Source organism: Agrobacterium sp. DSM 25558, from assembly GCF_900100825.1.
In the GTDB taxonomy this organism is placed as follows: domain Bacteria; phylum Pseudomonadota; class Alphaproteobacteria; order Rhizobiales; family Rhizobiaceae; genus Agrobacterium.
In genome coordinates this window covers 56,008-68,836 of the sequence record NZ_FMUD01000008.1, presented here as the reverse complement: position 1 = coordinate 68,836, position 12,829 = coordinate 56,008, and the positions used below count along the sequence as shown (strand labels likewise).

Genomic DNA, 12,829 nt, shown 5'->3' with positions numbered 1-12,829 from the left:
AATTGTTCCCAAGGCTTTTCACATGACACACTCGCACAGGAGAAAACCATGCTCGGTAAAAAAGTGCCTGCCGTTACCTTTCGCACGCGCGTTCGCGACGAGGCCGTTGGCGGCCCAAATCCTTACCGCTGGCAGGATTTGACATCCGACGATTATTTCAAGGGGAAGAAGGTCGTTCTCTTCTCTCTACCCGGCGCTTTCACGCCAACATGCTCGACCTACCAGCTTCCCGATTTCGAAAAGCTGACGCCGGAATTTCGCGCGCTGGGCATTGATGAAATCTATTGCCTGTCGGTCAACGACGCCTTCGTCATGAATGCCTGGGCCAAGGGACAGAACCTGGAAAACGTCAAGGTCATTCCAGACGGTTCCGGTGAGTTCACGCGCAAGATGGGAATGCTGGTCGCCAAGGACAATCTCGGCTTCGGCATGCGCTCCTGGCGCTACGCTGCCATCGTCAATGATGGCGTGGTCGAGCAGTGGTTCGAAGAGGAAGGCCATTCCGACAATTGCGAAAGCGATCCCTACAGCGTTTCGTCGCCGCAGAATATTCTCGAAAATCTCAAAGCCCGCATCGCAGCCTGATTTTTCTGAGTTCTAATATAAAAGCCCGGAAGCAATTCCGGGCTTTTTGATGTGTGGCAATTTGCTTGACGCGGGTGGTGTTAATAACTGCGACATCATCTGCTTTGAAAATATATATTAATTGGCGGGCTGCTCACTCCGCTGCCAGCCTATGAGATCGCACAATAAGAAGATCGTCATATGCTGTGTTTCAAGGACTTTTAAGCATTGTCTTGTATTACGCAACGGCATGTTAAGCGAGCTGTGACATTGCGAATGCAATCCACAAATATAGCCGTAATAGCTAAATATTTAGATATTTGATTTACTTCCAGCCAATCTCTGGTCTTTATCGATTATGTCATGCAAGGAAGAGGTGCGATGACTGAACGTTTGAGGGAATTTATTTCATTAGAAGTGAGTTTGACCGACCTTGGTGAAGGGCAGGACCTTCGCGGGTTCACAACCAAAATGGTGTTCATTTCCATCATTTTGTCTTTGCTCGTCAGCTGTATCGTTATCGCCGTGGCGAACTTTCTCAATCTGCTGCCACTCCCGTTGCTGGAAGCGTTGATCTACAGCGTGGCCATGGCCTGGATCGTCGGCGGTGTCGTCACGGGAATACTTTGTTGGGTCGTTGCGGGTGCAATCCGCAAACTTCACGCGTCACATGCGGAGTTCGAACGTCTGAGCCGGACCGATACTTTGTCGGGCTTGGCCAACCGGCGGGCTTTCAATCAATGTTTCGACGAAGTCGAAAGCGATGCATCGCTGGCCATCTTCGATCTGGATCGGTTCAAGGGCATTAACGACAATTATGGTCACGCAGCTGGTGACGTCGTCATCAAAAGGGCCGCCGCTGCAATCGAGGACGTGTTCGGAGAGTTTCACTGCGTGGCACGGCTGGGAGGCGAAGAGTTCGCTGTGATCGTTCGCGGCGGAATACGCAAGGATCGCCGCACTCTCATTGAGCTTGCGCGCATTCGCGTGTCTTGCCTGACCATAAATTACAATGGAACACAGCTTCAGACGACGGTTTCCGTCGGCGTTGCGGATATCGATCCGTGTCGTTCCAAGCACGATACATTTGCCGTTGCCGATAAGGCGCTCTATCTTGCCAAGGCATCGGGACGCAATCGCGTTTGCCATGAAGACGAATTGTGTGTTGCGCAGGCAGTTGAAAATCTGAAATCGACGTTGCTGGCGGCATCCTGATCGCGCCTGATCTTGTGCGCACTGCGCATAAGGGTGCATAGCGTCATCAGCGACTTGCAATCGATCTCGTGATCCTTCAGGTTTCTAAAAGACGTAAAATTACCTTGGAAACATCATGCTGCGCGTTCAATCCTACCTTCCCGTCGGCACGCCTGCGGACGAACCGACCGGTTATGTAACACTGGCCCACGATCAGCGGCATCTGCGCCGCAAGCTGCTGCATCTCCAAAACGACGAGATGGTCATGCTGGACCTGAAAGAGCCGGTGCTGTTTGCACATGGCGATCTGCTGGTCATCGAGAATGGCGATCTTGTAGAAGTTCGTGCGGCCGATGAAAAGCTGTTCGAAATCACCGCTAAAAATACGCTGCATCTCATCGAACTCGCATGGCATCTGGGCAACCGTCACCTGGCGGCGCAGATCGAGGAGGGTCGGATCGTCATTCTGCGTGACCACGTCATCCGCGCCATGCTGGAAGGATTGGGTGCAACGGTCCGCGAGGTGGAGGAACCATTCCAGCCTGCGCGTGGTGCCTATCATGCCCATGGCGGTCATTCGCATGGTCACGATCATCACAACCACAGCCACGACTGATCCATGACGCACAAACGTAGCGTCGATGCCTTGCTGAGATTGATGGCATGGATGTCTCCTGCCTTTCCGGTCGGAGCATTTTCCTATTCCGGCGGGCTGGAAAGCGCCGTGAATGATCGGCGTCTATCGACGGCCCTCGATCTTCGCAACTGGATCAGCCTGCTTTTGCAGCGTGGAACGCTTTGGAACGATGCAGTTCTGTTGGCGCAAGCTTGGCGCTGCCATGAAGACCACGAGGCGCTGGCCGAGTTGTCTCAACTGGCGCAGGCTTTGGCGGGTTCGGCAGAGCGCTACCGCGAAACTGTCCTGCTGGGTGATGCCTTCACGGACGCCGCCGCCGCATGGCCGCATGATGTGTTTCAACGTCTGACAAAATCAACGGCTTATCCTGTCGCGGTGGGGGCGGTTGCCTCGGCACATGGGGTTGACCTTGAGGATGCACTGGCGGCCTATCTGCATTCCGGTGTGTCGCAATTCGTATCGGCAGGTATTCGTCTGGGTGTTGCGGGCCAGAAGGATGGCGTTGCCATTATTGCCTATCTGGAAAGCGATATCGCATCCGTGGCGCAACGAGCGGCGGTTTCGACGCTGGATGATCTTGGCTCCGCGACCATTCTTGCCGATACGGCATCGATGCGCCACGAGGTGCAGGAAACGCGGCTTTTTCGGTCATGAGAATGGCGTAGAATTTGCTTATCTCTTTTCGTCGGCGCGTCGAAATCGCTCATATGGAATAAAATGTCATCCGGAAGGGAAATGGAATGAAATCGGGAAATGGCCCGCTGCGGGTCGGTATCGGCGGACCTGTCGGCTCCGGCAAGACGGCTCTGACGGAAAAGCTTTGCAAGGCGATGAGCGCTGATTATTCGGTCGCTGTCGTCACCAATGATATCTACACCAAGGAAGATGCCGAAGCGCTCGTGCGCATGCAGGCACTTCCTTCCGAGCGGATCGTGGGCGTCGAAACCGGTGGATGCCCGCACACCGCCATCCGTGAAGATGCGACCATCAACCTTCAGGCGATTGCTGGCCTCAATGAGCGATTCCCCGATCTGGATGTGGTTTTCATCGAGTCAGGCGGTGACAATCTGGCAGCGACGTTTTCGCCCGATCTGGCCGATATCACCCTCTATGTCATCTCGGTGTGTCAGGGTGAGGAAATTCCCCGCAAAGGTGGTCCCGGCATCACTCGCTCGGACCTGCTGGTCATCAACAAGAAAGATCTCGCACCCTATGTCGGGGCCGATCTCGGCGTAATGGACACGGATGCGACGCGCATGCGCAAGGACATGCCCTTTGTTTTCACCGATATGAAGCGCGGCGAAGGCGTAGGAACCATCGTTGACTTTCTAAAGCAACACGGCGGATTGTAAGACACAATAGCCGCTGAAACGGCTTTGGCTTGATGACGTGTAGAAAATGAAAACGCCGGGCAGTGCCCGGCGTTTTTTGATTTATGGCCTATCGCTTTACTCCGCCGCAAGTGGCGGCAGGCGCAGTACATTGTTGGCATTCCCTGCCGTTTTAGCAGCGGGGCCGTTTTTCTGCTCGATGTTTGCCAAACGCTCTTCGAGGCCTGACAGCGCGTCCTGATTGGTGCGTGCCGCTTCCGACAGTTCCTCGTTGGACAGAACCGGATGCTCTTCTTCCTTCTTGCCGATGAAGCGACCGAAGAGGTGGGCGAGCAGCCGCGAGAGGTCATCCATGATGAGGAAGAAGGCGGGAACGACAACCAGAGACAGAACCGTCGAGACGATGATGCCACCGATAACCGCAATGGCCATGGGTGAGCGGAACGATCCACCTTCACCAACGCCGAGCGCAGATGGCAGCATACCCGCCGACATGGCAATCGAGGTCATGATGATGGGGCGGGCGCGTTTGCGGCCGGCCTCCACCATGGCGTGAACCCGCTCCATACCGTGACGGCGCATTTCGATGGCGAAATCCACCAGCAGAATGGCGTTTTTGGTCACGATACCCATCAGCATCAGGATGCCGATGAGGACGGGCATGGAGAGCGCGTTGTTGGTGATGATGAGCGCGACCGCTACACCGCCAATCGCCAGCGGCAGTGAAAACAGAATGGTAAAGGGCTGAATGATATCCTTGAACAACAGGATGAGAACGACCAGCACCAGCAGCAGGCCAAGCAGCATGGCATTAGTAAAGCCGCGTTGCATTTCACCCTGCACCTTGGCGTCGCCGCTTTCGGCAAGACGCACGGTGGCAGGCAATTGTGTTTCGGCCACGATGCGCTTGAACTCGGCAGATGACGTATCCAGCGCCGTGCCGAAGGGAACGTCCGAACCGATGGAGACGACGCGATTGCGGTCGTTGCGCTTGATGGAGCTTGGGCCTTCCGAATAGTCGATATCAGCCACGCTATAGAGCGGAACGGTCGCACCCGTTGCAGTCTTGATTTTCAGCGCGCGGATGGCGGCGAGATCACGGCGGACATCGAGCGATGCCTGCACGCGGATTGGGATCTGTCGGTCATCCAGCGAAATCTTGGTCAGCTGCGCATCGATATCGCCTATGGTCGCCACGCGGACCGTTTGGGATATCTGCTGTGGCGTGATGCCGAGGCGTGCAATCTCGTCCTTGCGGGGACGTATCTGCAATTCTGGACGCGGAAGCGCGCCTTCCGAGCTGACGTTGACGAGGATCGGCGAGGCACGAAGACGCGTTTCTAGAATGCCGACGGCCTTTTGCAAATCCTCTTCGCTTGACGACAGGAAGTTGAAGCTCAGTTCCCGTTCAGCGCGGTCATTCAGCTTGATGATGCGCACATCCGGGATCGTATTCACCTTGGCGAAAATATCCCGCTCAACATCCCATTGCGGACGCGTTCTGCCGGTGTCTTCGACCTTTGGAAGATACTGGCCAATCAGCGGTATCGAGCCCAGTCCATTATTAACAAGCGCCTTCACCAGCGAGTGATCGATATGCTGGAGAATGACGCGCACCGTTGCGCGGCGCAGTTCCAGATCGCCTTTGGGCGATGCGCCGCCGAGGATGAAGACGCTTTCGACGCCGTTGATATCCTTTACGGCCTGATAGATTTTCGATGTTGTCGTATCGGTTTCTTCCAGCGTCGCATTGGGTGGAAGCTCGATGGAGAGCACGACGCGTGAAGCGTCATCCGGTGGCAGGAAGCTGCCGGGAACGCCGCTCAGGAGAATGATTGACCCCACGAGGAAGCCGATGGCACCGAGCAGCGTGAGGTAACGCGCCCACCATCTGCTGGTGGTGGCCGTCACCATCCGCGTATAGGACTTCATCAACCAGCCGTCATTGTCATGGTGGTCATCGACGGCATCATCGGAACGCATAAGGTAAGCGGCCATCAACGGGGTGATGAGGCGCGCGACCATCAAAGAGAAGAACACCGAGAAGGCGACGGTGAGGCCGAACTGGATGAAATATTGTCCGGGTACGCCCGGCATGAAGGACACGGGCACGAAGACCGCGATGATGGTGAAACTCGTCGCGATCACCGCAAGGCCGATTTCGTCGGCTGCCTCCAGCGAGGCGCGATAGGGCGATTTGCCCATCTTTATGTGGCGGGAGATATTCTCCACCTCCACGATGGCGTCATCCACCAGAATGCCGGTCGCGAGCGTCAAGGCAAGGAAGCTGACGAGGTTGAGCGAGAAGCCCAGCACATCCATGACCCAGAAGGTGGGAATGGCTGACAAAGGTAGCGCCACGGCAGCAATCAAGGTCGCGCGCCAGTTCCGAAGGAACAGCAGCACCACGATGACGGCGAGAATGGAGCCTTCAACCAGCGTATGGAGCGCGGCCTCGTAGTTGCCATAGGTGAAGTAGACAGCGTCATCGACCATTTCGATGGAGACGTTGGGGTGGTCTGCGCGCACCTTGTCCAGATTTTGCGCCACGGTTTCGGCAACGGAGACTTCGCTGGCACCCTTGGAGCGGAAGACCGCAAAGGTCACGCCCGGATTGCCATTGAAACGCGAGAATGACTTGGGTTCTTCGTAGGTATCGGTGACCGTTCCGAGTTCCGACAGCTTGACGAAGCGACCGTTGGACAGCGAAATCGTGGTGTTGGAAAGCTGCGCCACATCACGGGTATCGCCCAAGGTGCGGATGGTCTGTTCGTTGCCTGCCACCTGTCCACGACCGGAGCCGAGGTCGATGTTGGTGCCACGCAGTTGGGTGTTCACATCCGACGCGGTGATGCCGTAGGCGTCGAGCTTGGCCGGATTGAGTGACACCCGCACTTCACGGTCCGCACCGCCGTAACGGTCGATCTTACCGATGCCCGACTGGCCCTGAAGCGCCCGCTTGATGGTGTCATCCACAAACCAGGACAGCTCTTCCAGCGTCATATTGGGCGAGGAGACGGCAAAGGTCTGGATTGCCTGTCCCTCGACATCGATCTTGCTGACGACGGGTTCTTCGATATCCGCAGGCAATTCGCTGCGGATCTTATCGATGGCGTCCTTGGTGTCCTGAACGGCTTCTTCCGTTGGTTTTTCGATGCGGAACAGCACCGTGGTCAGCGACTGACCATCCGTGACCGTGGACTGGATCTCATCGATGCCACTAATGGAGGCAACCGCGTCTTCGACTTCCTTGGTAACCTGCGCCTCAAGCTCAGACGGCGAAGCGCCGCTCTGCGTGACGGTAATGGCCACCACGGGCACGTCGATATTGGGAAACCGCGTGATCGGCAGATCGTAAAAGGCTTTGACGCCCAAAAACAGCAGCAAGGCAAAGCAGAGCAGCGGCGCTATCGGATTGCGGATGGACCATGCGGAAAAGTTCATGGTGTTCTCTCAGTCAGTTCGAGGCTGCGGCGTCAGCCGGGACCGGGTTGATCTTGTCACCATCGCGCACGAATGCGCCTGCTTTTTCGACGACCACGTCGCCCGCGGAAATCCCGTTTTTGATTTCCACGAAGCCACCGTCCTGAATGCCGATTTCGACAGCCACCTGTTTGACCACGCCATCTTCCACCCGCCGCGTGCTTGATCCATCGCGGCCTGAGGTCACGGCAGACAGTGGCAGGGCGAGCGCGTTGGCAGAGGCTATCACCACTTCGGCGCTGCCATACATGCCTGCGCGGGCAGGGCTGTCCGTTGGCAGCAGGATATGGACAGAGCCGAGGCGCGTAGTTGCATCGACCGTGGGCGACACGAGCCGCACCTTGCCTTCGATCTTGTTGCGACCACCAGCAACGGTGATGATAGCTCTTTGCCCGACCTGGACCTTCTGGATATCGGTTTCCGAGAGATCGGCAACGAGTTCGATCGCGTTGTCCTTGATGACGGTAAAGAGCGGATTTCCGCTGCCGCTGGCAATGGCACCGACGCGTGCATTCTTGGCCGATACGATGCCCGCAACCGGTGTTTTGACGCTGGTGCGCGACAGTTTGAGGTCGATATCCTGGATTTGTGCGTCCACAACCTTGGTGTCGGCTTCGCCAACCGTCACGGCCTGTCTGGAGGCCTGAAGGCGGGCCTGGGCGACATCGGCGGCGGCGGCGGTCTGTTCGACCTGCGATACGGAGCCAGAGCCCGATTTGCCGAGGCGATCGGCCCGGTCACGCTGGCGAACCGCATCGTCTAAATTGGCCTGCGCCTCGATGACCTGCGCCTTGCTCTGCGCGACGCTTGCCTCTGCCTTTGCCCTGTTGGCTTGCAACTGGCTTTTTTGCAGGATGAGGCTGTCTTTCGACAGTTCGGCAAGGGAGGCACCTGCCTCGACCTTATCACCAATATCGACATTCAGCTTGTCTACCGACAGGCCATCCACCAGCGGTTGCACATAGATTTCATCGACCGGCTTCAGCGTTCCCGTGGCGACGACACGGTCCACGAGATCGCGCTTGGTTGCTTCGCTGACGACGATGGATGGCAGGTTCTTGCGGTCTGCACCACCCTGCGCGCTCGCAAGGCCAGGCACGAACAAAGCCGAGACCATGAGAAGCGAGAGCCGGGTTGCGAGTGTAGTACGATGCATATGCCTGTCCGTTCCAAAGTGCGGATCGCACGTCCATCATGCACATTGGGTGCTTTTGAAAGTCATGCGACGATGAATGCAATAAAATGGGGTGACATATCTCGCACTCACCTCGCAGATGTCTGCGTCCTCCACAAAACTGGCCGCTCCCAATTGGGCCAAGTCTCCTGCGAGGCAAATATCCGAGCCTGTCGTAGCGGAATGTAATTCGTCACCGGGGTTAATTCAATCCGTCTAACGGATGGAGCGGATATACATTTTTGAATATCGCCGAACGCAGCAATAAATAACGGTGTGCCAAGGCGCGTTACTTTGCGCGCCTCGGTTGATGGCAGTCTATTTCAAAGCGGCATCGGTGATTTCGGTGGTGAACGCACCCGTCGGTTCCTTGGTAATGACGGGGTCGGAACCGCCACCCAGCAATGTCTTGACGGTGCGGTCGTAGTCCGCCTTGTCGAGCGCGCCGGTGGAGCCTGCCGTCAGCTTGGCAACTTCCGTCATCATGCCCTTCTGGTGCGCTTCCGTCTGTGCGCCGGAGGCATCGTTTTCCAGAATGATATCTGCGGCGTCATTCGGGTTTTCTTCCGCCCACTTCCAACCCTTCATGGAGGCGCGCACGAACTTCACCATGTTCTCCTTGAACTTGGCGTCCTTCAACTTGTCTTCCAGCACGTAGAGGCCATCTTCGAGGGTCGCGACGCCTTCATCCTCGTATTTGAAAGTGACGAGATCGCCGGCCTTCACACCCGCTTCCAGCACCTGCAAATATTCATTGTAGGTCATGGTGGAAATGCAGGCGGCCTGCTTTTGCAGCAGCGGATCGACGTTGAAGCCCTGTTTCAGCACGGTCACGCCATCGGCTCCACCGGTCGTCGGGATTTTCAGATGCGCCATCCAGGACAGGAAGGGGTACTCGTTGCCGAAGAACCAAACACCAAGCGTCTTGCCCTTGAAATCCGCTGGCTTGGTGATACCGCTTTCCTTGAGGCAGGTCAGCATCATACCGGATTTTTTGAAGGGCTGGGCGATGTTGACGAGCGGCACGCCCTTTTCGCGGGTTGCGAGGGCCGATGGTAGCCAGTCCACGACCACATCTGCGCCGCCGCCTGCGAGAACCTGTGCCGGAGCAATATCCGGGCCGCCGGGCTTGATCTCGACATCGAGCCCTTCGGCTTCATAAAAGCCCTTGTCCTTGGCAACGTAATAACCGGCGAACTGGGCCTGCGTGACCCATTTCAGCTGAAGCGTGACCTTTTCGGCGGCTTGAGCCCCAAACGCCGTCACCAGCGTTGCTCCGGCCAGAAGCATGGATGCAAGTCTGTTTCTCATCGCTGTTCCCTTTTTCGTTGTTTACGTGCGTCCACTGCGGACGGACGGATGCCAGAAGGTGACGGCGCGCTCTGCCAGCGCCACCAGCCCGTAAAAGCCGGAACCTGCGATTGCCGCGACAGCAATCTCGGCCCAAACCATATCCACATTGCTCCGGCCCATTTCGGCGGAGATGCGAAAGCCCATGCCTACGATGGGCGTACCGAAGAACTCGGCGACGATGGCACCGATCAGCGCCAGCGTGGAATTGATCTTCAAGGCATTGAAAATAAACGGCCATGCAGCGGGCAGGCGCAGTTTCACCAGCGTCTGCCACCAGCTGGCGGCATAGGTGTGCATCAGATCGCGCTCCATGTGGCTGGAGGCCGACAGCCCCTGCACCGTGTTCACCAGCATGGGAAAGAAGGTCATTATGACCACGACGGCAACCTTGGACGGCCAATCGAAACCGAACCACATGACCATAATGGGCGCGATGCCGACCACCGGCAGCGCCGAGACGAAATTGCCGATGGGCAAGAGGCCGCTTTGCAGGAAGGGCGAGCGATCAATGATAACGGCAACGGCAAAGCCGAGGCCGCAGCCCAGCACATATCCCGTCAGCACCGCTTTCAGAAACGTCTGCCGGAAATCCGCCCAGAGAATGGGGACGGAGCTGATGAGGCGCAGGAAGATGGCGCTTGGGGCGGGCAGCAGGATGGAGGGAATGGCAAAGCTGCGCACCATGCCTTCCCACAGCACGATGATTGCGGCCCCGAAGATGAGCGGGATGGCGATGCTGCTTGCTCGTTTTGTGGTGGGTGTTTGAAAATGGTGGCGCACCAGCCATTCGTTAAACGCCCAGGCGGTGAGCCAGAACAGTACCGCGCCGATGATCCAGCCGGGATGGCTCATGGCCGCTCTCCCATTCTTTTTAGAACCGCCGTGTGAGCGATGCCGACAATCGACACGAGAATGGCAGCAACCGCAGCGGCCATGAAGAGCGCGGCCCAGATTTGCACTGTCTGGCCGTAATAGGAGCCGGATAGCAGTCTTGCGCCAAGGCCCGCGACCGCACCGGTCGGCAGTTCCCCAACGATGGCACCGACAAGCGAAATGGCAATGGCGATTTTGAGTGAGGTGAACAGATAGCGCAGGGCCGATGGCCAGCGCAGCTTCCAGAAGATTTGCGATGGTGCGGCGTGGTAAGTGTGCATCAAATCCAGCTGAATGCTCTCGGGGCTGCGCAACCCCTTCACCATGCCGACCACGATAGGGAAGAAGCTGAGATAGGTCGAAATCAGCGCTTTGGGCAGCAGGCCGGAAATGCCGATGGAGTTCAGCACGACAATGATCATCGGTGCCACTGCGATGATGGGTATCGTCTGGCTAGCGATGATCCACGGCATGACCGAGCGGTCCATAGCCCGGTTATGGACGATGGCAACGGCCAGCAAAATGCCGAGCGCCGTGCCGATTGCAAAACCCAGCAACGTCGCCGAAAGCGTGATGCCCGCGTGATAGACGAGGCTACGCTTGGAGGTGATGGCCTTGTTGACGGTCGTATCCCAGAGCTCTGCGATGATCTGGTGCGGGGCGGGAAGGACCGGGCGTTCCTGCGCGAAGGTTTGCGGCAGGAGTTCGGAGAAGGTCAGTTGCTGGCCCGCTCTGGCGGCCTGGTCACGCGTGAAGGGCAGGTTGAGGTAGACGACGGCAATGTGCCAGATGAAGAGGATGGCGAGGAGGATGGTGAGGACGGGGAGGATGCGGTATCGGAGGGTGGTCATGGGTGGCCTCCTCTCCCGTTTTTCCTGTGGCTACCCCCCTCTGTCCTGCCGGACATCTCCCCCTCAAGGGGGGAGATCGACTCGTAGAGAGCTCTCGGCAAACTCTGTCGTTGAGCGTGAAGCGACATCGGTGCGCCCAGCCGATCTCCCCCCTTGAGGGGGAGATGCCCGGCAGGGCAGAGGGGGGTAGCCACAGGCATAACGGAAACCACATCACCCCTCATAACTATGCCCCGCCTTCAAACCTTCGCGCACCCGATGTGCAATTTCCAGAAACTCCGGCGTCTCGCGTATCTCCAGTGGTCGTTCACTGGGCAATGTCGATTCAATGATATCCGTCACCCGCCCGGGACGCGGCGACATGACGACGATTTTGGTGGAGAGATAGACGGCTTCGGGAATGGAGTGGGTGACGAAGCAGATAGTTTTGCCCGTGGCGCTCCACAGTTTCAGAAGCTGCTCGTTGAGATGGTCGCGAACGATTTCGTCTAGCGCGCCGAAGGGCTCGTCCATCAGCAGCAGATCGGCATCGAAGGCCAGCGCGCGGGCGATGGAGGCGCGCTGCTGCATGCCGCCGGATAGTTGCCAGGGAAATTTCTTGGCAAAGCCACTGAGATTGACCAGATCGAGCGTGCGTTCGATGCGCGCCTGCTGTTCAGCCTTGGTGTAGCCCATGATTTCGAGCGGCAGCGCGATGTTCTTTTCGATGGTCCGCCACGGGTAAAGGGCTGCGGCCTGAAACACATAGCCGTAAGACCGGTCCTTGCGAGCGTTTTCCGGCGTCGTGCCGTTGACGGTGATCTCGCCGGACGTGTGCTTTTCTAGATCGGCAATGACCCGCAAAAACGTTGTCTTCCCACAGCCCGAAGGGCCGATGAATGATACGAATTCGCCTTTCTTGACCTCCAGATCGACATTGGAAAGCGCATGTACCGGACCATCCCCGGTTTCAAAGGTCAGGCCGAGATTTTTGGCGGAAACGACGGAGAGCGCTGGAGAAGTTGTCATTTGCATTTCGCAAGCGGTCCCCAGCTTGTGCCATCCTTGAAGGTGATGGTGTATCCTTGCGCACTTTTTGTGAGGTTGACGGTTTCCTTCGAACCCTTTTCCCCTTCACTTTCGCATTGCGCCGTTATTTTAAAACCGGTCGCTGTTTTCGCAGGCTTGCCCGAAAAGGCGCAGAAGGCGGTTGCTGTGGTGATGCCCTCATCATTCAGCAGGAAAAATTCGTCGGCACCGCTCGATTCGCTTGTTTTCGAATAGGTGCAGCCTTCTTTCTCGCCATAAGCTCCATCGAGAAATGCCGCGCTGTTGGCTGTGGAACCGAGCAACGCCGACATAATAGCCGTTATCAAAATGGTCTTCATCG

The 12,829-nt window shown here is 57.2% G+C and carries 12 protein-coding genes; 5 read left to right on the top strand and 7 right to left on the bottom strand.

The window, feature by feature from the left end; all coding sequences use genetic code 11:
• The first annotated feature begins 48 nt into the window (after positions 1-48).
• From DSM25558_RS09170 to ureG, 5 genes are all read left to right on the top strand, one after another.
• Entirely contained in the window at positions 49-585 is a 537-nt protein-coding gene (locus DSM25558_RS09170; protein WP_077103999.1) for a peroxiredoxin, read from the top strand.
• A gap of 360 nt (positions 586-945) precedes the next feature.
• Positions 946-1,779 (top strand): GGDEF domain-containing protein, encoded by an 834-nt coding sequence (locus DSM25558_RS09165; protein WP_077103997.1) that lies wholly within the window; start codon positions 946-948, stop codon positions 1,777-1,779.
• A 115-nt stretch (positions 1,780-1,894) separates the two neighbouring features.
• Positions 1,895-2,374 carry an urease accessory protein UreE gene (gene ureE, locus DSM25558_RS09160; protein WP_077103995.1) on the top strand — a complete coding sequence of 160 codons (480 nt, stop codon included), beginning with the start codon at positions 1,895-1,897 and terminating at the stop codon, positions 2,372-2,374.
• Between the two features lie 3 nt (positions 2,375-2,377).
• A complete protein-coding gene (locus DSM25558_RS09155; protein WP_077103993.1) occupies positions 2,378-3,049 on the top strand; it encodes an urease accessory protein UreF in 672 nt (223 codons plus the stop codon).
• Between the two features lie 86 nt (positions 3,050-3,135).
• On the top strand, positions 3,136-3,747 hold the full coding sequence (ureG, locus tag DSM25558_RS09150; RefSeq protein WP_077103991.1) for an urease accessory protein UreG: 612 nt from the start codon (positions 3,136-3,138) through the stop codon (positions 3,745-3,747).
• 96 nt (positions 3,748-3,843) lie between these two features.
• Here the strand turns inward: ureG and DSM25558_RS09145 are convergent, their stop codons facing one another.
• The 7 genes from DSM25558_RS09145 to DSM25558_RS09110 form a co-directional block, all read right to left on the bottom strand.
• Entirely contained in the window at positions 3,844-7,170 is a 3,327-nt protein-coding gene (locus DSM25558_RS09145; RefSeq protein ID WP_077103989.1) for an efflux RND transporter permease subunit, read from the bottom strand.
• Between the two features lie 13 nt (positions 7,171-7,183).
• Complete coding sequence (locus DSM25558_RS09140; RefSeq protein ID WP_371479741.1) at positions 7,184-8,326, bottom strand: efflux RND transporter periplasmic adaptor subunit; 1,143 nt, start codon at positions 8,324-8,326, stop codon at positions 7,184-7,186.
• 375 nt (positions 8,327-8,701) lie between these two features.
• Entirely contained in the window at positions 8,702-9,694 is a 993-nt protein-coding gene (locus tag DSM25558_RS09135) for an ABC transporter substrate-binding protein (RefSeq protein WP_077103985.1), read from the bottom strand.
• Positions 9,695-9,715: 21 nt separating this feature from the next.
• On the bottom strand, positions 9,716-10,588 hold the full coding sequence (locus DSM25558_RS09130; RefSeq protein ID WP_077103983.1) for an ABC transporter permease: 873 nt from the start codon (positions 10,586-10,588) through the stop codon (positions 9,716-9,718).
• Positions 10,585-11,460: an ABC transporter permease gene (locus DSM25558_RS09125; RefSeq protein ID WP_077103981.1), complete on the bottom strand. Its 876-nt coding sequence runs from the start codon at positions 11,458-11,460 to the stop codon at positions 10,585-10,587. The genes DSM25558_RS09130 and DSM25558_RS09125 overlap by 4 nt, the downstream gene beginning before the upstream one ends.
• A gap of 213 nt (positions 11,461-11,673) precedes the next feature.
• Complete coding sequence (locus DSM25558_RS09115) at positions 11,674-12,468, bottom strand: ABC transporter ATP-binding protein (protein WP_077103980.1); 795 nt, start codon at positions 12,466-12,468, stop codon at positions 11,674-11,676.
• A complete protein-coding gene (locus DSM25558_RS09110) occupies positions 12,465-12,827 on the bottom strand; it encodes a hypothetical protein (protein ID WP_077103978.1) in 363 nt (120 codons plus the stop codon). Before DSM25558_RS09110 ends, DSM25558_RS09115 begins: the two co-directional genes overlap by 4 nt.
• Positions 12,828-12,829 lie beyond the last annotated feature (2 nt).